This window comes from Bradyrhizobium sp. CB3481 (genome assembly GCF_029714305.1).
GTDB lineage: Bacteria > Pseudomonadota > Alphaproteobacteria > Rhizobiales > Xanthobacteraceae > Bradyrhizobium.
The window spans coordinates 449,968-469,977 of record NZ_CP121647.1 but is presented as its reverse complement, the minus strand read 5'-3'; the positions used below and the strand labels follow the sequence as shown (position 1 = coordinate 469,977).

The 20,010-nt window shown below is 62.9% G+C and carries 18 protein-coding genes; 7 read left to right on the top strand and 11 right to left on the bottom strand.

Annotation, left to right across the window (positions count from 1 at the left end; translation table 11 throughout):
• Window positions 1-2 precede the first annotated feature (2 nt).
• Entirely contained in the window at window positions 3-1,004 is a 1,002-nt protein-coding gene (locus tag QA643_RS02285; RefSeq protein WP_283035087.1) for an ABC transporter substrate-binding protein, read from the bottom strand.
• Between the two features lie 113 nt (window positions 1,005-1,117).
• Between QA643_RS02285 and QA643_RS02280 the strand changes: the two genes are divergently transcribed.
• The 3 genes from QA643_RS02280 (at window position 1,118) to QA643_RS02270 (ending at window position 6,053) form a co-directional block, all read left to right on the top strand.
• Window positions 1,118-1,837, top strand: coding sequence for a GntR family transcriptional regulator (locus tag QA643_RS02280; RefSeq protein WP_283031597.1), 720 nt, complete (start codon window positions 1,118-1,120; stop codon window positions 1,835-1,837).
• A 216-nt stretch (window positions 1,838-2,053) separates the two neighbouring features.
• The gene (locus QA643_RS02275) at window positions 2,054-2,479 is read left to right on the top strand and encodes a response regulator (protein ID WP_283031596.1); all 426 of its coding nucleotides are present in this window, start codon (window positions 2,054-2,056) and stop codon (window positions 2,477-2,479) included.
• Between the two features lie 67 nt (window positions 2,480-2,546).
• Window positions 2,547-6,053, top strand: coding sequence for a PAS domain S-box protein (locus tag QA643_RS02270; protein ID WP_283031595.1), 3,507 nt, complete (start codon window positions 2,547-2,549; stop codon window positions 6,051-6,053).
• Between the two features lie 60 nt (window positions 6,054-6,113).
• On the opposite strand, the gene QA643_RS02265 is transcribed toward QA643_RS02270, so the two are convergent.
• Window positions 6,114-6,752, bottom strand: coding sequence for a response regulator (locus QA643_RS02265; RefSeq protein ID WP_283031594.1), 639 nt, complete (start codon window positions 6,750-6,752; stop codon window positions 6,114-6,116).
• A 142-nt stretch (window positions 6,753-6,894) separates the two neighbouring features.
• Here QA643_RS02265 and QA643_RS02260 point away from each other — a divergent pair, with 142 nt between their 5' ends.
• Window positions 6,895-7,227, top strand: coding sequence for a hypothetical protein (locus tag QA643_RS02260; protein WP_283031593.1), 333 nt, complete (start codon window positions 6,895-6,897; stop codon window positions 7,225-7,227).
• Window positions 7,228-7,430: 203 nt separating this feature from the next.
• On the opposite strand, the gene QA643_RS02255 is transcribed toward QA643_RS02260, so the two are convergent.
• The 8 genes from QA643_RS02255 to QA643_RS02220 form a co-directional block, all read right to left on the bottom strand.
• The gene (locus tag QA643_RS02255; RefSeq protein WP_283031592.1) at window positions 7,431-7,754 is read right to left on the bottom strand and encodes a PilZ domain-containing protein; all 324 of its coding nucleotides are present in this window, start codon (window positions 7,752-7,754) and stop codon (window positions 7,431-7,433) included.
• 3 nt (window positions 7,755-7,757) lie between these two features.
• The gene (locus tag QA643_RS02250) at window positions 7,758-8,627 is read right to left on the bottom strand and encodes a protein-glutamate O-methyltransferase CheR (RefSeq protein WP_283031591.1); all 870 of its coding nucleotides are present in this window, start codon (window positions 8,625-8,627) and stop codon (window positions 7,758-7,760) included.
• Window positions 8,628-8,658: 31 nt separating this feature from the next.
• On the bottom strand, window positions 8,659-9,051 hold the full coding sequence (locus QA643_RS02245; protein ID WP_283031590.1) for a response regulator: 393 nt from the start codon (window positions 9,049-9,051) through the stop codon (window positions 8,659-8,661).
• A gap of 41 nt (window positions 9,052-9,092) precedes the next feature.
• Window positions 9,093-9,572 (bottom strand): chemotaxis protein CheW, encoded by a 480-nt coding sequence (locus QA643_RS02240; protein ID WP_283031589.1) that lies wholly within the window; start codon window positions 9,570-9,572, stop codon window positions 9,093-9,095.
• 92 nt (window positions 9,573-9,664) lie between these two features.
• Window positions 9,665-12,391 (bottom strand): hybrid sensor histidine kinase/response regulator, encoded by a 2,727-nt coding sequence (locus QA643_RS02235; RefSeq protein WP_283031588.1) that lies wholly within the window; start codon window positions 12,389-12,391, stop codon window positions 9,665-9,667.
• A gap of 254 nt (window positions 12,392-12,645) precedes the next feature.
• Window positions 12,646-13,026: a flagellar biosynthesis repressor FlbT gene (gene flbT / locus QA643_RS02230; protein ID WP_283031587.1), complete on the bottom strand. Its 381-nt coding sequence runs from the start codon at window positions 13,024-13,026 to the stop codon at window positions 12,646-12,648.
• 171 nt (window positions 13,027-13,197) lie between these two features.
• Entirely contained in the window at window positions 13,198-15,198 is a 2,001-nt protein-coding gene (locus QA643_RS02225) for a flagellin (protein ID WP_283031586.1), read from the bottom strand.
• A 317-nt stretch (window positions 15,199-15,515) separates the two neighbouring features.
• Window positions 15,516-15,932, bottom strand: a complete 417-nt coding sequence (locus QA643_RS02220) for a response regulator (RefSeq protein WP_283031585.1) — start codon at window positions 15,930-15,932, stop codon at window positions 15,516-15,518.
• A 1,027-nt stretch (window positions 15,933-16,959) separates the two neighbouring features.
• Here QA643_RS02220 and QA643_RS02215 point away from each other — a divergent pair.
• From QA643_RS02215 to QA643_RS02205, 3 genes are all read left to right on the top strand, one after another.
• Window positions 16,960-17,685: a Crp/Fnr family transcriptional regulator gene (locus QA643_RS02215; RefSeq protein ID WP_283031584.1), complete on the top strand. Its 726-nt coding sequence runs from the start codon at window positions 16,960-16,962 to the stop codon at window positions 17,683-17,685.
• Between the two features lie 264 nt (window positions 17,686-17,949).
• Entirely contained in the window at window positions 17,950-18,342 is a 393-nt protein-coding gene (locus tag QA643_RS02210; RefSeq protein ID WP_283031583.1) for a response regulator, read from the top strand.
• A 206-nt stretch (window positions 18,343-18,548) separates the two neighbouring features.
• Complete coding sequence (locus tag QA643_RS02205; RefSeq protein ID WP_283031582.1) at window positions 18,549-18,794, top strand: hypothetical protein; 246 nt, start codon at window positions 18,549-18,551, stop codon at window positions 18,792-18,794.
• A gap of 108 nt (window positions 18,795-18,902) precedes the next feature.
• Here QA643_RS02205 and QA643_RS02200 read toward each other — a convergent pair whose 3' ends face one another.
• Window positions 18,903-19,523, bottom strand: coding sequence for a helix-turn-helix transcriptional regulator (locus QA643_RS02200; protein WP_283031581.1), 621 nt, complete (start codon window positions 19,521-19,523; stop codon window positions 18,903-18,905).
• Between the last annotated feature and the right edge of the window lie 487 nt (window positions 19,524-20,010).

The window sequence follows — 20,010 nt, the reverse complement described above, 5'->3', positions numbered from 1 at the left end:
GATCAATTGCCCTTCAGGTCGTGGGCGACTGGCAGATAGTAGTCCGTGAACGCCTTCGGCATGGTCTTCAGCGTACCGACCTTGTGCAGATGCGCGGCGAACTTCATGGTGCCCTGCGGCTGCAGGTTCCATTCCATCATGCCGGGCTCCTTGAGCCACGCCAGAAGATCCTCGACGCTGGTCTTGTCGCCGGTGACTTCCTTGTAGATCTCGACTGCAGCCTTGGTGTCGCTGCGGATCAAGTCATGCGCTTCCTTGGTGGCATCGCGCACCGCCTGCACGATCTTCGGATTGGCGTCGGCGAACTTGGTCGTGGTGAAGAACTGCGCCTGGCTGAGCGGCCCGCCCATCACGTCGGGCGAGAACAGCACCACATGCGCGCCGGGCACGTTCTTCATTTCGAGGAACGTGAACGGCGGAATTGAAAAGTGATTGCGCACCTCGTGCTGGGCATTGGTCATCGCGACATAGGCGTCGGGATGGCCGAGCTGCACGGTGTTGGCATCGAGCTTCGACCACTGGTCGGCGCCGAACGCCTCGCTGGCCGCGATCTGCAGCACGATGGCCTGGGTCGAGACCTTCACGGTCGGCACCGCGACCTTGTCGTTCGGGCCAAAATCCTTGATCGACTTGATATTCGGATCGCGGCTGATCAACGTCATCGGCTGCGCCGAGGTAGCGACGATGCCCTTGACGCCGCCGCGGGTACGATCCCACAGCAAGAGGAGATTGCCGGTCCCGGTGTTGAGGATGTCGACGCTGCCGGCGAGCAGCGCATCGGTCTGCGCGCCGCCGCCGCTCAAATTGACCCATTTGGTGGTGACGCCGGGGACGCCGAGAGAAGCCGCATGCTTCTCGATCAGCTTGTTCTTTTCCATGATGTGGGAGGGCATGTAGAAAATGCCCGGCTGCCGCGACAGCGTGACTTCCGATTTCTGCTGGGCCGAGGCCCCGGCGCCCGACAGCAGCAACATCGCAACGGCGCCCGCGCAGGCGCGCCACATTCCGTTTTTCATTGTGTATCTCCTCCCGGCGCCGCGTTGACGCCTTCGCGGAGATGCACTAATGTATTAGTGCATCTGAAGCAAGCCCTTTCCGAAAACGGCCGGTCGCCCGAATGGCTCCCCCGCAAATCGTCTCGCGCCGCGCTGCCCCGCGATCCGCCAGCCGGCTGGATCGCGACCGCCAGGCGGCGCCGCAGGTATTCGAGCGTCTCCGCGGCGTGATCATTTCGCTGGAGCTGCCGCCGGGGTCGCCGCTGTCGCGCGCCGCGCTCGCCGCCCAGTTTGGCGTCAGCTCGACGCCGATCCGCGATGCACTGATGCGGCTCGAGGAGGAAGGCCTCGTCGACGTTTTCCCGCAATACGCCACGGTGGTCAGCCGGGTCGATGTGCGGCTGGCGCAGCAGGCGCATTTCCTGCGCCAGGCGGTCGAGCTGGAGATCGTGCGTGGCCTCGCGCTGCAGCACGGTGAAGCCCTCATCGCCGAACTTCACGCCGCGATCGCCCGCCAGCAGCAATATGCGAAGGCCGGCGACTTCGAGAAGTTCATGGCTGCCGACAACGAGTTCCACAGCCAGCTCTATACCGCGGCCGACAAGCAGGACATCTGGTCGCTGGTGCGCAGCCGCAGCGGACATATCGACCGGCTGCGCCGGATGCATCTGCCCTCGCCCGGCAAGGCGCAGGACATCGTGCGGCATCACAGACTGATCGTGAAAGCGATCGATGCCGGCGAGCCCGATGAGGCGCAGAAACATCTGCGCACCCATCTGTCCGGCACGCTCAGCGAACTCGTCCGGATCCGCTCGCGCTATCCCGAATATCTCAGCAACTGATCCCCGCCGCGCAGCACGGGTGGGAATCACGCCCGCAGTCGCTCGCTCCCCGCTTTTGTCTGCCTAGCAACATGCGGATACAGCATATTTTACCTGCATTTTAACGGCCGGGCGCGGAACGTTCGCGGCTGTGAAGCAGTTGCGGCAACGTGCGGATTCGGCGACACTCGCAACCTGCCGTTGCCTGATTCAATCGGAGCCGGAGAACTTTTTACTTTGGCGAGAATATTGGTCGTGGATGACGATGCGGCGGTCCAGATGACCGTCCGCCTGCTGCTGGAGCGTGCCGGCCATAGTGTGGTCACCGCCGGCGACGGACGAAAGGGCTTGGCATTATGCCAGACCGGAGATTTCGACCTGCTGTTCCTCGACATCTTCATGCCGGGCATGGATGGATTTGAAACCATGCGGATGGTTCGCCAGCAGCAGCCACAGCTTCCAATCATCGTCATTTCCGGCCGACCGATTTCGGCCGAGGCGGATTCAGGTCCCGACTTCCTCACCATGGCGACCAAGCTCGGCGCCGTCTCCAGCCTGCAGAAGCCGTTCAGGCCTGCCGACCTCCTGGCCGCCGTCACCGGCTGCCTGGAAGCCGCGCAGCGCGGCGCGCGCCCTGCCGGCGGTGTTGCTTCCTCCCCGTAATGCGCCCTAGCATCCGATTCGCCCCGGCAGCCTGCCGGGCAGAGGCGGAGGGCGAGCGAATACCGACATGACGCTCACGACCAGGCTGGCCATCGCGATGATTGCACTGGTCGCGATCGCGGTTACCGCGGTCGGATGGCTGAGCTATCGCAGCCTGGAACAGGCGCTCCTGCAGCGCGCCCGCGACCGCATCGAGACCCATTCACGGCAGATCGCAACCGATCTCGAATATTATGCCGCCAGCGCGACAGGAGATGTCGCGGGCTTTCGCTCGGCGGTGGCCCTGCACGGACTGGTGCGCGCCCACAATGCCGGCGGCGCCGATCCGGTCGACGGTGTCTCCGAAAAGACCTGGCGTGACCGGATAGCGGCACGCTTCGCGGCCGAGCTCAACGCCAAGCCGACCTATTCGATGTTCCGGATTGTCGGCCTCGATGACGGCGGACGCGAGCTGGTTCGCGTCGATCGCAATGGTCCGAACGGCACGGTCAGGATCGTCCCGGAACAGGGCCTGCAGAAGCGAGGCGATCGCGGCTACTTCCAGGAAACCATGCGGCTCGGGCCCACGCAGCTCTACGTCTCGCCGCTCGATCTCGGCCGCTTCAACGGATTGATTGAGGAAGTGCACCGGCCGACGATACGCGTCGCGACACCGATCTTCGCGGGCGATGGCAAGCTGTTCGGCCTCTTCATGATCAATGTCGACATGCGGCGCGCCTTCGACCGCATCCGCTCGTCGGTATGGCCGGGCGAGACCATCTACGTCGTCAACCAGGCCGGTGACTATCTCATTCACCCGGACCGGTCCCGCGAATTCGGCGCGCTGCTCGGCAGGCCCAATGACTGGAAAGCCGACTTCCCGCATCTGGCGACGCTGGCTGGCGCCAACCAGGGCAGCGCCGATATCGTGACGGGCGAGGACGGCCGATCCAACGGGATCGCATTTGCTCCTGCGATTTTGGCCGGCTCCGAATGGGTTGGGGTGATCGAAACCGCCCCCAACGCCGTAATCATGGCGCCGGCCGCGAGCATCAGGAACACCTCGCTGCTGGTCGGGGGGATCGCGGTGCTATGCGCGGCTGTGCTGGCGCTCCTGATCGCGAGGTCGCTGACGCGGCCGATCGTGCAGTTGACCGAGGCGGTTCAGGGCGTGGCCGGCAAGGGAAAGGTCGCCATCCCCGTGAGTGCACGCGGCGAAACCGGCGTGCTGGCGCGCGCCTTCGCACAGGCGATCAAGGAGATCAACGCAAAGACCGCGGCGCTTCAGCAGGAGGTCCAGGAGCATCGCCGCACCGAAGCGGCGCGTGACCATCACGCCGAACGGGAGCGACTGTTCAGCGCGGCCGTCGAATCCTCCAACGACGCCATCATCACGACCTCGCTCGACGGCACGATCACCGGCTGGAACTCGGCCGCGGAGCGGCTGTACGGATACACGGCCGCGGAAGCGGCCGGCAAGAACATCACCCTCATCGTTCCGATGGATCGCCTGCCCGAGGTGCATGACACGCTGCGCCGGATCGGCTGGGGCGAACACATCGAGCAACACGAGACCGTCCGCCTGCGAAAGGATGGCAGCCGGATCGAGGTCTCGCTCAGCACCTCCCCGATCAAGGCGCCCTCGGGCGCGATCATCGGGATCTCGAAGGTCGCGCGGGACATCACCGAGGCCAACAAGACCAGGCAAGTGCTGCGGCAACAAACCGAGGAACTTCGGCGCATCTTCGAGACTTCGCAGGATCTGATCATGGTGATGGATTCCCGCGGTTATCTGGTTCAGATCAGCCCGAGCTGCGAGACCATATTGGGCTATCGGCCGGAGGAAATGATCGGCCGCAGCGGGGAGGACTTCATCCATCCCGGCCATCTTGCGAACTCGCGCGAGGAAATGCGCGCGGCCCGGCGCGGACTGCGCCCGAAGATCGCCGATACGCGCTGCATTCACAAGGACGGCCGCGAGGTGTGGCTGTCATGGCTTGGAACGTGGTCCGAGCCGGTCAAGCGCTTCTTCTTCGTCGGCCGTGACATGACCGAGAGCCGGCTGGCGCAGGAGACGCTGCGTGAAAGCGAACGGCTCGCGCGCGGTATCATCGACACCGCGCTCGACGCGTTCGTTCAGATCGACGAGAAGGGCCTGATACGAGACTGGAACGCCCAGGCGGAAAACATCTTCGGCTGGCCGCGCGAGGAAGCGCTCGGCAGGAACGTGTTCGATCTGATGGGCCGGCGGGACGGCGAAGGGCCCTTGAAAAAGGCCCTGCAAACCTTCCTGCAGTCCGGCAACGAGGTGGTGCGCCAACCCCGCCGCGAACTCCGGATCAGGCGGCGCGACGGCAAGGAGATCACGGCGGAGCTGAGCATCGCCGCGCTACGGACGCGCGGCGGCTTCCTGTTCAACGCCTTCGTCCGCGATCTCACCGACAGGATCGCCGCCGAAGACAGAATCCGCCAGGCCGAGAAGATGGAGGCGATGGGACAGCTCACCGGCGGCATTGCGCACGACTTCAACAACATCCTGACTGTCATCACCGGAACGATCGAGATCCTCGCCGATGCCGTCAAGGGCGAGGCGCAACTCGCCGCCATCACGCGCATGATCGACGAGGCGGCCTCGCGCGGCGCTGACCTTACCCAGCATTTGCTCGCCTTCGCGCGCAAGCAGCCGCTGGAGCCGAAGGTGACCGACGTCAACACGCTGATCATCGACACCGCAAAACTGCTGCAGCGAACGCTCGGTGAGCATGTCGAGATCGAATCCGTGTTTGGCGAGGAGACCTGTCCGGCGATCGTCGATCCCAACCAGCTCGCCACCGCCATCCTCAACCTGGCCCTCAATGCCCGCGACGCGATGCCTGACGGAGGCAAGCTGATCATCGAAACCGGCTTTGTCGTGCTCGACGACAATTATGCGAAGATGCACAGCGACGTCCGGCCGGGCCGCTACGCGATGATCGCGGTGAGCGATACCGGAACCGGCATCCCGGCCGCGATCCTCGACAAGGTGTTCAACCCGTTCTTCACCTCGAAGGGTCCCGGCAGGGGCACCGGCCTCGGACTCAGCATGGTGTACGGCTTCATCAAGCAATCGGCCGGACACGTCATGATCTACAGCGAGGAAGGCCACGGCACCACGATCAAGATGTATCTGCCGCCGGCCACCGGCGCATTGCCCGCGGCGGAGCCCACGCCGGCGCCGGCCGTCGAGGGCGGCCACGAGCGGATCCTGGTCGTGGAGGACGACAAGCTGGTGCGCGACTATGTGCTGGCGCAACTGCATTCGCTCGGCTACGTGACGCTGGATGCGGCGAATGCGACGGAAGCCCTCGCGCTGGTCCAGGCCGGCCACGCCTTCGACCTCCTGTTCACCGACGTGATCATGCCGGGCATGAACGGGCGCCAGCTTGCCGACGAGATAGCGAAAGTCAGGCCGGGGCTGAAGGTGCTGTTCACCTCAGGCTACACCGAGAACGCCATCATTCATCACGGCCGGCTCGACGAAGGAGTCCTGCTGCTGGCCAAGCCGTATCGGAAATCGGATATGGCGATCATGATTCGCAAGGCGCTCGCCGGATGACGGCGCATTGCCCGGCGCAGGCGCGCGTCGGATCCGGCGACGATCGGAGCGCAGCTGCGTTCAGATCTGGCCCTGACGCTGGGTGGTCATCACGATTCGAACCAGGTCGGCGGCATTCCGCGCGCCCAGCTTCTTCATGATGTTGGCGCGATGATCCTCGATCGTGCGCGGGCTGATCCCGAGATGCCGCCCGGCTTCCTTGTTGGAAGCCCCGGCGGTGAATTGCTCCAGCACCTCGCGTTCGCGCCGCGTGAGCGGCTCGCGTCCCGGAAAGTGCAGGGTCGCGATGCGCGACGGCGCGTTTTGCGCCTGCCGGCGGGCATAGGCCTCGATCGCTTCTTCGAGCCTTGCCACGATTTCGCTGCCGCGGAACGGCTTTTCGATGAAGTCCAGCGCGCCATTCTTGATGGCACTGACCGCCATGGCGATGTCGCCCTGCCCCGAGATCATGAAGATCGGCGCAGGATAGTCCTCGCCTTGAAGTTCCCTCAGAATATCGAGACCGGACTTACCGGGAATATGCACATCGAGCAGGATGCAGGCTGGCGTCCGCGTTCGTGCTATCGCCAGCAAAGCGGCGCCATCGGCGAAACAGATGACCTGATAGCCAGCTGCCGATAGGACCATCGAAAGCGTGTCGCGAACGGCAGGGTCGTCATCGACTACGAAAATCTCCCCGCGGGAGGCTTTTTCAGCCATGTTCCATCGTCCATGCGTGGTTGGATGTGACGCACACTCGGATAACGGTATTCAACGCCATACCGAACCGTATTTGTACGGGACCACGGCTTAACGCACAAGTAGCAACGCACACCTAAAAAAGTGATTGAGGAGTGCACTCATGCAGCATGTAGCGGCCGGCCTCGCACAGGCGCCCGACCAGAATGACGCCGATCGCGCCGTGGTTTCGGACCTCGTCAGCATGATCGAGCACGTCCAGAGCAGCCTGCGGCTGATCGAACAGACGATCGCGGGCGAAATGTCCATCGGCGGTCCCGAGAGTTCCACCAATGTCATCGTGCTCGATGACGTGTCGCCTCGTTACATGAAAGCGGCCGCGGCGGTGCAGGCCTGCGACGTCAACCTTGGCATTGCTCTGCGCGCCCTGCTGGATGCCGAGGGTAGCGATCGATCCGCCACGGATCGGCCGGCGCTTCCGGTCATCGGGGCATAAGGCCGACCCGGCGCCGACCCGCTGTAGAGCACATGTCCCTCCGCCGCAAATTTTCCTTCGGACTTTCTCGCGTCGTTAACTACCTGGTGCAATCGCCGCCTGGCATCCGGCATGCGGCCGGCGCACCACCGGACGCGGATGCCGCCACCATGGCAATCGGTCTGCGCTGCGCCGGAATTTTTGGACCGCCGGCGCGGCCGGTCTCAATGCATCGCCTCTTCGGCCTTTGACGAGGCGCCTGACTTCTTCTTGCCATGCTTGCCTCTGAGGAAGCGAATGTCCATCTCGGTGCCGTTGACGCGAACAAGTTCGCAGCGGCGATACGCAAGGCCGGTCGACGACAGCAGCAGGAAGAACTCCTTGAGATTGAGGCCTTGAATGGATCCTTCCACGGTCAGCGTGGCGTCGGTGTCCGAGATGGCGTTGAGCTGGCAGTCTCTCCGCCAGGTGCCGTCGATCGCCATCAGGCAGACATCATAGCCCCGGCTGAACGTTACCCGCTCCGCGCCCTTGCTCTCGTCCGTCATTGCTCACCGTCCTGCCATCGCTGCGATCCTTGGCATCGCCGCGCCCGCTCCTGACGTCGCACGCGCGCCGCTCGGCCGATAGAGGCCGCGCTTGTCCGGGAACGGCTTGAAGACGTCAGTCAGGCCGACCACGGTTTCAGCCGCACCGAGCACCAGGAACCCGTCGCCTTCCATCGCCTTGGCGAGACGGCCGAAGATGCTGACCTTGGTGTCCTGATCGAAATAGATCAGCACGTTCCGGCAGAAGATGACGTCGAACGTGCCGAGCAGGGAGAAATCGTGCAGCAGATTCAGCTGCCGGTGCTGCACCATGGCCCGCAGTTCCGGGTTGATCTGCCACAATTCGCCGTTCTGCTTGAAATATTTGACAAGCAGTTGAATCGGAAGGCCGCGCTGGACCTCGAACTGGCTGTAGACGCCCGACTTCGACTTCTCGAGCACTTCGGTCGACAGATCGGTCGCGATGATCTCGACGCGCCATCCGGCGAGGGCCGCGCCCATCTCCTTGAGCGTCATGGCAAGCGAATACGGCTCCTGCCCGGTCGAACCGGCGGCGCACCATATCCGGATGCTCTTACGCGCAGCGCGCGCCTTCAACATCTCCGGCATGATCGTGTCGCGGAAATGCTCGAACGGCACCTTGTCGCGAAAGAAGAAAGTCTCGTTGGTGGTCATGGCTTCGACCACCTGAGCGATGATCGATGACGACCCGCCTTTCATCTTCTGCACGAGTTCGGCGATGCCCGGCAGGCCGCACTTGCGTGACAGCGGAAGCAGGCGGCTTTCGATCAGGTACTGCTTGTCTGCAGACAGGTCGAGACCGGAATGATCCTTCAGGATCTTACGCAGATACTCATAGTCTGGCGGAGTCACGGGAGCCTCTCGGTGGTAAGCAGAAAAAGTTTCAAATGAGGCTCGGTTCGACGAGCTCAATCAAGCCGACTTCCTGGAATTTCGCCGCGATGATGTCCTTGTCGAACGGCTTCATGATGTATTCGTTGGCGCCGCCACTGATTGCTTGCTTGATATGATCGATGCCATTTTCGGTGGTGCAGAACACCACCTTGGGCTCATCGCCGCCCGGCATACGGCGCAGATGACACAGGAAGTGGTAGCCGTCCATCACCGGCATGTTCCAGTCGAGAAGAATTGCCTCAGGCATCGCGCGCTTGCAAACGACCAGCGCGTCCACACCGTCCTCGGCTTCGACGACTTCAAAACCGAGGCTTTCCAGGATGCGGCGCGCCATTTTGCGAACGATGCTGGAGTCTTCGACAATGAGACACGTTTTCTTCATATCCGGAATCCTTTTCCTGCGAGCGGTGGAGGCCGACGGCGCTAGGCTGCGAGCGCGGTTTTCGGCGCCAGTTCGAGAACACGATCGACATCGAGCACGACCATCAGCTGACCGTCGAGGCGGTGCACGCCGCCGGCGAACTTGGCCATGCGCGGGTCGAGGTTGACGGGGTTTTCCTCGCAGCTCGCTTCGGACAGCCGCAGCACCTCGCCGATCTGGTCGATCAAGAGCCCGTAGGATTCGCCGCGCAGGTCGACGCCGACCGCCATCGGCGGCTTGCCGTCGTCGTCCCTAGGCAGGCCAAGCCGGGCCCGCATGTCGACCACGGTGACGATGCGGCCGCGCAGGTTGAGCACGCCGGCGATCTCGCTCGATGCCAGCGGCACCCGCGTCAGCCGCTCCGGCATGAACACGTCCTGCACCCGTGAAATCGGCAGGCCGAACAATTGCCCACCGATCACGGCGGTGACGTATTCGACCATGTTGCCCTCAATGGTCTCGGTCTTGGTCTTGGGTGTCATGACTATTTATGCTCTTTCGTTTTGAACATGATTTTTCGGAAGACCGGTTTTGCTTTTCTAGATCATGCTCTAGGCCGTCCGGCTGAACTTGTTCATGCCGCCTTCCGCGTCTCGGCGGTCTGTTCCTTCAGCGCTGCGATCAGGCCGGGGCGGTCGAACTTGGCGACATAGTCGTGGAAGCCGGCCTGCCGGCCGCGCTCGATCGCCGCCGGCGACACCAGCGAGGACAAAGCGATGATCGGCATCTGGCTCAGATTGTTGTCGGCGCGGATCGTCTCGGCGAACTCGAAGCCGTTCATGTCCGGCATCTCGATGTCGGTCAGCACCACGTCGAAGCTCTGGTTCGAGCGCAGCGCGGCGAGGCCCTCCTGCGCGTTGACGGCGACCCGCACCTTGTAGCCGGCGGCTTTCAGCACCGGCGCCAGCATGTTGCGGAAGAAGGCACTGTCGTCGACCAAGAGCACCGATTGCGCGGTCGAGGACGCCCGCATCTCCTTGCGCGAGAACCAGTCGGCAAACGCCATCGGCAGGAAGTGGCCGACGTCGATCACCTCGGTGGCCTGGCCCTTGATCACGGCCGAGCCCAGAATGCCGTCGGCCTGGCCGGCGACCTCGATGTGCAGCCGCTCCTCGACGATGTCGATGATCTCGTCGACCACCAGCCCCATCGAGCGGCCGTCGTCGGCGAACACCAGGATCGGCTGCGAGCCCTGGGTCTGAACGCTGACCCCGTTCATCTGCACCAGCGGCATCAGCTGGTCGCGGTACTGCACCATGTAGCGGCCGTTGGAGAGCTCGATCTTGTCGGTCGCAATCTCTTCCAGGCGGGTGACGAGGCCGAGCGGCACTGCCTTGGGCTGGTTCGAGCCGGCGCGGAACACGAGCAGCGAGGTGAGCTGCTCGCCGCCGATTGCGTGCGCGGCGGAGGCTTCATCGGCCATCTCATGGGCCGAGGCCCCGGAGGCGCCGAGCGCTTTGGCAATGCCGTTGGGGTCGATGATCATGATCACCGCGCCATCGCCCAAAATGGTGTTGCCGGAGAACATGTCGATGTGCCGCAGTTTGGTCGACATCGGCTTGACGACGATTTCTTCGGTGTGGAACACGCCGTCGACGACGATGCCGAAGGTCTGGCTGCCGACTTGCGTGACCACGATGAAGCCGTTCTCGGGATCGGACGAGGAGCCGTCGTCGATCTTCAAGAGCTTCTTCAGGTGCATCAGCGGCAGCAGCTTGTTGCGCAGCCTTAAGACCGCGGTGTCCTTGATGCGCTCGATGCGGTGCTCGGAGTTGGCGCGGGCGCGGACCAGCTCGACCACGGACAATTGCGGAATCGCAAAGCGGTCGCCGCCGGCCTCCACGATCAGGGCCGAGACGATCGCGAGCGTCAGCGGGATCTTGATGGTGACCGAAGAGCCCTCGCCGGCGACGCTCTTGATGTCGATGGTGCCGCCGATCTGGTCGATATTGGTGCGCACCACGTCCATGCCGACGCCGCGGCCGGACACCGAGGTGACGGTCGCCGCGGTCGAGAAGCCCGGCGCGAAGATGAACTTGTGGATCTGGGCCTCGGTCATCTTCTCCAGCTCGGCCTCGGTGACGAGACCGTTCTGCAGCGCCTTGGCCTTGATCCGCTCGGTGTTGAGCCCGCGGCCATTGTCGGCGATGCAGATGATGATGTGGCCGCCCTCATGATAGGCGGACAGCCGGATGGTGCCCTGCTCGCCCTTGCCGGCAGCGAGCCGCTCAGCCGGGGTCTCCAGGCCGTGGTCGGCGGAGTTGCGCACCATGTGCGTCAAGGGATCCTTGATCAGATCGAGCACCTGGCGGTCGAGCTCGGTGTCGGCGCCGTGCATCTCCAATTCGATCTGCTTGCCGAGTTCGCCGGAGAGGTCGCGGACGATGCGCGGCAGCTTCTGCCAGGCATTGCCGATCGGCTGCATGCGCGTCTTCATGACGCCTTCCTGCAGCTCGGCGGTGACGTTGGAGAGCCGCTGCAGCGGCACCTTGAACTCGGTGTCCTCGTTGCGGCGGGAGATTTCCAGCAGCTGGTTGCGGGTCAACACCAGCTCGGAGACCATCGTCATCAAATGTTCGAGGGTGTCGACATTGACGCGGATCGACTGGTTGGCGATCTTGTCGGCGACCTCGCCGTCGGCTTCCACCGCCGTGGCGCGCTTGGCGGGTTTGGCCTTTTCCTTCGTTTCCTTGGCGGCTTCCGGCGCGGCCTTGGCGACCGGCGCTGGGGCCGGCGCAGGTGCGACTTCGGTCTCGGTCTCGCGGAAGGCGCGTTCGAGATCGTCGAGCGAGACTTCGCCTGGACGCAAGGGACGCTCCAGCACCTGCTCGACCAGCGTGCCCTTGGTCATGGTGGGCGCAACCGGCGGGGCTTCAACCACCGGGACGGGCGCGGGCGGCGGCACCGCGTGCGCCTCGGCGGCGTGGCCGCCCTCAGCCATCGCATGCAATTGCTCGATCAGGTCTTCGTCGGTGCCTTCGGGCTCGGCCTCGGTGGCTTCCAGGCCGGCGAGGATTTCCTTGATGCGGTCGATGCTCGACAGGATCAGCGTCACGGCCTCGGCCTTGACCGGCATGCCGTCGCGGAATTTGCCCATCAAGGTCTCGCCGGCATGGGCCAGCGCTTCCAGCCGCGGCAGCCCCAAAAAGCCGCAGGTGCCCTTGATGGTGTGGACCAGGCGGAAGATGTTATCCAGAATCTTCGCGTCGCTCGGATCCTGCTCGAACCGGACCAACTGATTATCGACCGTATCCAGGCTCTCGCTGGTCTCCGTCAGGAACTCCCGCAACAGATCGTCCATATGAGTACGCCTTCTGAAATTCAGACACCGGTCTTGTGTAGAAATAACCACTCGGATTTCACGGCAGCGTTAATTTCGCCGTCCGTGCTAATACGGATATGGTGAATAATTTCGTGCGTCGCCGCTCGAGCGATGCGATCGCGCGATCAGAAAACGATCGGCGGATTTTGAGAAAAGCTTTTTGAAAATAGCCTTGACGGCATAAAGCGGGCGTCATGCACGACGCCTCAAGGAGCGTGGGCCAGGTCGTGCCTTCAGGCGACGAGCAGCTCGTCTTCGCGCTTCACCAGCTTCCTGATTTCCTTGAGCGCCTTGTAGAGCGCGCCGGCGGCAACATGAGCGTTGGCGGCATCGATCGTGAGGCGGGCGCCCGGATTGGCCTCGCGCAATTCGCGCAGGAAGCCCTGATAGGCCGTCCGGTAACGCGGGATGTCGTTCTTCAGATACATCGTCTGGACGCAGAGATAGAGCCGCTTGGCTGGCGTATTGGCTGTCTCGGCGTTAATGGTATCCCGCTCGCGCAGGATCGGCGCCTCGCCGTCGATCAGAAACGACGTGCGGGTGCCGGAATTAACGAGAACGGTTTCCCCAATCACGATCCGTTCAAATGGCTTCAGTTCAACACGTAGCGGCACAATCGTCCCCCGTTCGAAGACGCGCGCGAGCGCGGCGGCTCACGTCGTTTACGAAACATCGTTCGTGCAAAGGCATGGCGGAACTGCCGCCAGATAATATTCAAGGAATTTGGATCGATGGTGGCGGCGGAGTTTCCTCCGCCGCCTTGATCGTTGAAATTGCCGTCGCGCTTAGCGGAGCAGCTGCAGCACGCTCTGCTGGCTCTGGTTGGCCAGCGCCAGCGCGGACACCGCGATCGACTGGCGGGTCGACAGCGCCTGGCTGTTCGCCGCTTCCTCGTTGGTGTCGGCCAGCGTCAGGTTCGACGAGCCGGTCTGCAGCACGTTGATCAGGTTCTTCGAGAAGTCCTGACGGATCTGCACGATCGAGAGGTTCGAACCGAAGGCCGAAGCTTGCGCGCGCAGCGTGGACGACGCGCCGTTCAGCGCCGTCACGATGTCGTTGATCGCAGCGTTGTCCTTGAAGGCGCCCGTGCTCAGGACGTCGAGGCCGAGGCCGGCCGGGTTGAAGTTCACGCCCTGGATGCTCAGCGTGGACTTGCCGGTTTCGTTGAACGTCAGCTTCAGCGTGTCACCGCCGAGCAGGTTGATGCCGTTGTAGGACGAGTCCTGCGCGGTGGTGGTGATCTGATTGATGATGTTGTTGTACTGGATGACCAGATTATCACGGGCCAGCTTGGCATCTGCGTCAACAACCGGAGCCGGCGCCGTGGTGCCGGCAGCGAACGCCTGGCTGGCGCCAACCGCGGAACCGGTAATCGCACCGATCGTGGCCGAAGCGGCTTCGTTCGTCGTGGTGATCGTCAGCTTGCCGGACACGAACGTGGCCTGCAGGTTGTTGGCGGCAAGGGCCTCGTTCAACTGGTTGAGGTTGGAGATGCGGCCCGCACCCGCGCCGAACACGATGTCGGTGGCAGTGCCGCCGCCAGTCGCCGCGATCTTGAGGGTCTTGCCTTCCAGCACGCCCGGGACTTCCGTGCGAGCCTGGGTCACGCCGCCTGCCAGACCGAGCGCGGTGAGTGCCGCAGTGTTGCTGCTGGTCAGCGTCAGGTCACTCAGCGTGCCGGTGTTCAGCGTGATCTTGCCACCGCTGATCGTCGAGGCCGTCGACGAGCCGGTCAGACCGTCGATCTTCGCCAGCAGGCCGGTGACGTCGCTGTCGATCTTGATTTCGTTCGGATCGTTGCCGGTCGCGGTCGCGGCCACGAAGGTCAGCGTCTTGCCGTTGACGGTGAGGGTGTCACCCACCGCGAAGGCATTCGACAGCGAAGGAGCTGTGCCGTCGCCGACGCTCAGCTTGGTGGTGCCGGCCAGGGCACCGGCAGTCACGGCGCCGCCGCCACGAGTGGCGGTGGCTTGGCCGGCGCCGCCGATGCCGAGCTTGGCGAGCACGCCCGTGGAGCCGGTCACGACGAGATCGGCGGCCGTACCGGAATGCAGGGTGATGACGCCGCCCGTTGCCGTCGAGGTGGCGGCTGTGTTGCCCGACAGGGTGTCGATCGCCGCGACCAAACCGCTCAGCGAAGTATCGATACCCAGCGTATAGGCATTACCTGTGCCGACGAGACCATTCGCGCCGGCCTGGAACGTGATCGTCTTGCCGTTCACAGTCAGCGTGTCGTTGGCAGCGATCGCAGTGGTAAGGGAGAGGTTCGACAGCAGCGACGCAGGGGTTGCGTTGCCAGCCGGGGTGGCCTGCGTGAGCTGGGTGCCTGCGGTCGCCGGCGTGTCGGTATACGCGGCGCGCTGCGGACCTGCAGTACCGGTGAATGCGGCGTTGGTCGGGGCCTGATCGGCGACGAGATTGTCGGCCGTTGCGCCGTCGATCACGACGGAGGTGAACGAGGACTTGGTCGAGTAACCGACCGTCGTCTGCAGCGCCTGATTGGCGACCGACTTGGCGGAGTCAACGAGCTTCTGCAGCGAGGTGATGCCGGTGTTGGCGGCCTGCAGGACCTGCACGCCGTTGCCGATGCCGTCGAGGAGATTGTTGATATCGCCGGCGCGCGCATCGAGCGACGACGCCGTGAAGTAGTTGGTGGGGTTATCGAGGGCCGTGTTGACCTTCTTGCCGGTGGCAAGGCGATTCTGTGTGGTGGCGAGCAGATCGGCGGTCGACTGCAGCGAGAGGAGGTTCTGGCGAACCGAAGCCGAAAGAACAATACCGGACATAACTCATACCCTTCTGGATGAACACAATTGACGCAACGCCACAAAGTTCTTTGGGCGATGCTGCCACACTGGTCCTGCACCGCTACCTGCTGGTTAACGGGGCGATCCGCAAACGTACGAAAGACGCCGAAAAGCCGCGCTAATCCAATTTATGGTAAATAGAGTGTTACCGAGGACGCAGACGCCAATCGCGCCGCCGCACGCGACGGACGCCGAATGACCGGTCGATAATAATGATCAGTCCATAATAATGGCTGCGTATCGCGCCGCCGAACGATCGATCGCCGGACGATGGCAGCAGGCGATATCGCGGGCCGCTAGTTCGACTGGACCGCGCCACGGAGGCGAGAGCGGGCTTCGGCAAGACACTCGTTGACGACGGCGAGCAGCGCCCCCGGCGTGAACGGTTTGCGCAGGCAACGCGCGGCACCGAGCTCGAGCGCCATGCGCAGAAAATCCGGCGCCGGCGAATCGAGGTTGGCGAAGGCGTATCCTGACATCGCCACCAGCGGAATGGCCGGTGCGCGCTCGTGGAATATCCTGATCGATTCGAAGCCGCGCATATGCGGCATGAAGATATCGACCAGCATCAGGTCGAAGCAGGAGTCCTCCAATGCCCGAAGCCCGGCTTCGCCGCCGTCGGCTATCGTGACCTCAAAACCGTGGCGATCGAGATAGACCTCAATGGCCGTGCAGACCATGGGATCGTCATCGACGACGAGAACGCGTGTCATGTCAGCCCTCGGGAAGCAGATAATGCGCTTTCAATCCAATCGTCATCACTCACAATGGTCATGGGGCCGCCCGAATTTTCTGATCGGCGCGAAATGCCCGGCAACTTCCGCCGTCTCATCGGGATCGACGAACACAACGCAGAACGCGCCGAGGCTTCTCCTGGCAGTTCAGCCCGTATTTGCCCTCTCCCGCAAAATATCCGGCGGCGTGCTCCCAGCGGCCGCGAGCGTTACCGCATGTCTTCGCTTCTGTTCCGCCTCCGACAGGCATTCGTCGATCACCCAATGGCAACGCGGGTGTGCGGGTCGTCGTCGACCACCAAAATGCGACGCCTACCTCCCTCCCTCGCGCCGAACACTCCCATGCACCGGAAGCCGCGCCCCCGAGAAGGAACAGTCTTCCATCCGTTCGCGCGGCAGTTTTGCCTTGCGAATCAGTGCACTACGGCATTTCCGCCGCAAATGGCGCGATCTGTCTGCCCTCCACAGTGTATAAGGCGGGTTCCACAACCCGGCCAAGGCGAACAGGCATTTGCACCTGGCTCACGCGAACGAATGCTGTGCCAATCATTGATGCAGCGGTTCGAACGCGCGCCGTCGGGAAGAATGGAGTTGCGTCTCCAATCGATGCGAGCAGATCCGCCGGCGCCGGCCGCGTGCAACCAATTGATCTGGCCATCACGTCATCGATGATCAACTTTCAGGTACGCCAACGCGAGACCGTAATGGGCAGCTGACCAATGCATAGCAATTGCCTGCACGGCGACCACCGACGTCGCGGAGTTGTATCGCACCTGTGCGCATGGCTCTGCAATGCGCGGCTTCCAGCCCGGGCAATCCTCGGATAGCCGGGCCTGCGGCGCCGCGCGGTCTCGTTTCGCGAAAGCCCGGAGGAACATTGGCTTATGCGTCCATTTGCCAATTTTTCTTGCCAATAAAATATGCAAGGATCATCCTGCATTTCGGATTGTACGCGTCAGGCGCCACACGCTAGAGACCGGCTTAGCCCGTAAGGCAGGAGGCTGCTTTGGATTCAGCCCCTCGTTCTCCGAATGGATTTTTGTCCTCGCTGTCCGCGGACGACTTCGAACTGATTCGTCCGCATCTGCGCCTCGCCGATCTCGGCCAGGAAATGGTGCTGGTCGAAGTCGACGAAGCGCTCAAGCGTGCCTATCTCCCGCACAAGGGCGTCATCTCGCTGGTCGTCAAGCTCGCGCGCGGCGAGCACGTCCAGATCGCAATGATCGGCCGCGACAGCATCTTCGGTGCATTTGCCTCGCTCGGCGACGCGGTCGCGCTCAACACCGCCGTGGTGCTGGTGCCGGGCGTCGCTTCGACGATCGATCTCGACCAGCTTCGCAACGCCGCGGACCAGAGCGCGACGTTGCGCACCATGCTGGTGCGGCACGGCCTCGCCGTCTATGCCCAGATCCAGCAGACCGCCGGCTGCAACGCCTCGCACACGGTGGAATCCCGGCTGGCGCGATGCCTGCTGCATACACGCGATCTTTCCGGCAGCGACAAGATCGTTCTGACCCAGGAAGCGATGGCCCAGATGATCGGCGCGCGCCGCAACAGCGTTTCGCTGGTGGCCAACACGCTGCAACAGGCGAACTTCATCCACTACAGCCGCGGGCACATCGAAATCACCAACGTGGACGGACTAATCAAGACGTCCTGCGAGTGCTATGCGACGGTCAAGGCGCAGTACACCAGACTGCTGCATCCGCGCATCCACTTCGCGGCCGCCTGACGCTCACTGCAACAGATGCGAAGGCCCGATCTGTGATACGCATCGCGCGATCATTGCGCGCGAGGATTGCGCCTCGCCCGCACCCGCCACCGTAATACTACGGCCAAACGCAGATTCGGCCGATCGCGAATTAACGCGCTGTTCAACGAGCCCTGATAGTTGTCGGCGGTGCTGACCGGTGCGGGTTCGAGAAGAAGCGATCGAGACTCTTTCGCGCGCATTCACCCGAGTTCGGCCATTTTGCAGTTCGCGCGGAGTAATAACATGGCTTTTGACCTGTCGATGCCGATCCTGGTGGTCGATGACTACAGCACCATGATCCGCATCATCCGCAACCTGCTCAAGCAGCTTGGCTTCGAGAACGTCGATGAAGCCAGCGACGGGTCGGCCGCGCTCGCCAAGTTGCAGACCAAGCGATACGGCCTCGTGATTTCCGACTGGAACATGGAGCCGATGACCGGCTACGACCTGCTCAAGGAAGTTCGCGCCAGCCCTGAATTCTCCAAGACGCCTTTCATCATGATCACGGCTGAATCCAAGACTGAAAACGTGATCGCCGCGAAGAAGGCCGGCGTCAACAACTACATCGTCAAGCCGTTCAACGCCGCCACGCTGAAGACGAAAATGGAAGCGGTGTTTCCCGACGCTGTCGGATAGCAGCGCAGGGCGCCTTCGCCTTCGAGACCGCCCATCCATTCCCGCTCGTCAGCGTCGGTGCGGCGAACCGCGCGGGAGTTCTCCTCCTCGATCAGACGTTTCGCGCCGCATTGCAGATGCGGCTTAGCCGTACTTCTACGGTTTGCGATTTTCACTTCCGGATAACGTTGACTGACGATAGTTGCGTCGACCAAGGGAGTGCCCTCATGTTCACGTTTGAAACGAGCGATCCGAAAGAAGTGCGGCGTTTTCGTATCGCCCAGTTCAATGGCAGGACCGCAACCGCGCGTTCGGCGGAATCGACCGTCACCGGTCATGTGCGATCGATCGTGGAAAACAAATCGAGCATTCCGGCCGCGTGGACCATCACGATCATTCCGGAAGAGCCGAAGCCGGCGCCTGCGATGCGTCCGCCGTCGCGCGCGCGCTCCTTCATGGAAGATTTCTGCTGAACCTCAGCGCGGGGCGAACGCGAAGGCGCGTTTGCTCGCGCCGGGCACGCCGAAGGCGTCATGACGCGCGGCCGCGCCATTGCATCGCCGGTATTGCTTGGGAAGAAATCAGGCAGGCTGCAGCAGCGCCTTGCGGACCAGATCGGCGGTGTTGCGCGCGCCGAGCTTGCGCATAGCCTCGGCGCGGTGGCTCTCGAAGGTCCTCGGGCTGATATTCATCCGCAAGGCACCCTGCTTGTTGGAGCACCCCTCGCTGATCAGGCTCAGCACCTCGCGCTCGCGCTTGGTGAGCGGCTTCTGGCCGGACTCCGGGTTAAGCGTCAGGCTGGATCTGCGGGCGCCGTCCGCGGCGCGGCCGGCCTGACCGTCGCCCGCCTGCCTGCAAACCGCTTCCGACACGGACGACGGATGACGGTCCGACATCTGCTTCACCAACGCGCAGACCCGTTCGGTTTGCTGAAGCGCGTTCTCGACCACCTGCTGCAGATAGAGCCGGTTGCCTGGCGCCTGCGCAAACTGATGGCTGTGCTGCTTGATCTCGTTCATGTAGAGCAGGAGCGCCGTCAGCGGGCCGTTCAACTGCCGTGCGATCACAGCACTCGCCTCTTCCGCGGCACGCGACCGCGCCACAGAGAGTTGGACGATCTCCGGATTCTCTTCGAAAGGCGTGATGCTTTCCATCCACTTCGTGAAGTGCGAATCAGCGGCTCTTTGATCTTGTCCTGACATATAACGATTTTATCGGCTGCAACCTGTTTTATGGTTAATTTCACAACCAGTAGGAATACGGAGAAGCTGCGCCGTCTGCTACGCCAGCCGACAGAAGATGGCCGAAAAACGATCGATATCAATTGATAATCGGCCGGTTTTCATCGAAGCGCAGGGAGCAAAAGGTAAATACTGTAGTTCAATACCACCGTACTTTCACGGTAGTTCCATTTAGTTTGTTAATGAGTCTCAACCGAGCCGCGTCTGCTTTTCCACCATCTTCCCCGCCATCCCGGCGCCTTCGTCGGATAGCGCCGCGGCCCCTTCGAAATCGGCGCCAGCGCCAGTCCGCCGACAAGAGTCGGCTGCCGCGGGTATGACCGGCCTCACAACCGGTCGGCGAAGGCGCGCGGCGTCACGTCACGCCGGCGATTCCGATTTACAGGGCCGGCCCGCCCCGCAATGATCGGGGCGCAAATCATCCCGCAACGAATCCAAAAAGGAGACG

What these genes read in the sequence shown, in the direction of transcription:
- QA643_RS02200 (WP_283031581.1), bottom strand. Translation starts at nt 19,523, where the DNA reads ATGTCAGGACAAGATCAAAGAGCCGCTGATTCGCACTTCACGAAGTGG.
- QA643_RS02225 (WP_283031586.1), bottom strand. Translation starts at nt 15,198, where the DNA reads ATGTCCGGTATTGTTCTTTCGGCTTCGGTTCGCCAGAACCTCCTCTCG.
- QA643_RS02220 (WP_283031585.1), bottom strand. Translation starts at nt 15,932, where the DNA reads ATGACACGCGTTCTCGTCGTCGATGACGATCCCATGGTCTGCACGGCC.
- QA643_RS02285 (WP_283035087.1), bottom strand. Translation starts at nt 1,004, where the DNA reads ATGTGGCGCGCCTGCGCGGGCGCCGTTGCGATGTTGCTGCTGTCGGGC.
- QA643_RS02205 (WP_283031582.1), top strand. Translation starts at nt 18,549, where the DNA reads ATGTTCACGTTTGAAACGAGCGATCCGAAAGAAGTGCGGCGTTTTCGT.
- QA643_RS02235 (WP_283031588.1), bottom strand. Translation starts at nt 12,391, where the DNA reads ATGGACGATCTGTTGCGGGAGTTCCTGACGGAGACCAGCGAGAGCCTG.
- QA643_RS02210 (WP_283031583.1), top strand. Translation starts at nt 17,950, where the DNA reads ATGGCTTTTGACCTGTCGATGCCGATCCTGGTGGTCGATGACTACAGC.
- QA643_RS02245 (WP_283031590.1), bottom strand. Translation starts at nt 9,051, where the DNA reads ATGAAGAAAACGTGTCTCATTGTCGAAGACTCCAGCATCGTTCGCAAA.
- QA643_RS02260 (WP_283031593.1), top strand. Translation starts at nt 6,895, where the DNA reads ATGCAGCATGTAGCGGCCGGCCTCGCACAGGCGCCCGACCAGAATGAC.
- QA643_RS02255 (WP_283031592.1), bottom strand. Translation starts at nt 7,754, where the DNA reads ATGACGGACGAGAGCAAGGGCGCGGAGCGGGTAACGTTCAGCCGGGGC.
- QA643_RS02270 (WP_283031595.1), top strand. Translation starts at nt 2,547, where the DNA reads ATGACGCTCACGACCAGGCTGGCCATCGCGATGATTGCACTGGTCGCG.
- QA643_RS02240 (WP_283031589.1), bottom strand. Translation starts at nt 9,572, where the DNA reads ATGACACCCAAGACCAAGACCGAGACCATTGAGGGCAACATGGTCGAA.
- QA643_RS02280 (WP_283031597.1), top strand. Translation starts at nt 1,118, where the DNA reads ATGGCTCCCCCGCAAATCGTCTCGCGCCGCGCTGCCCCGCGATCCGCC.
- QA643_RS02265 (WP_283031594.1), bottom strand. Translation starts at nt 6,752, where the DNA reads ATGGCTGAAAAAGCCTCCCGCGGGGAGATTTTCGTAGTCGATGACGAC.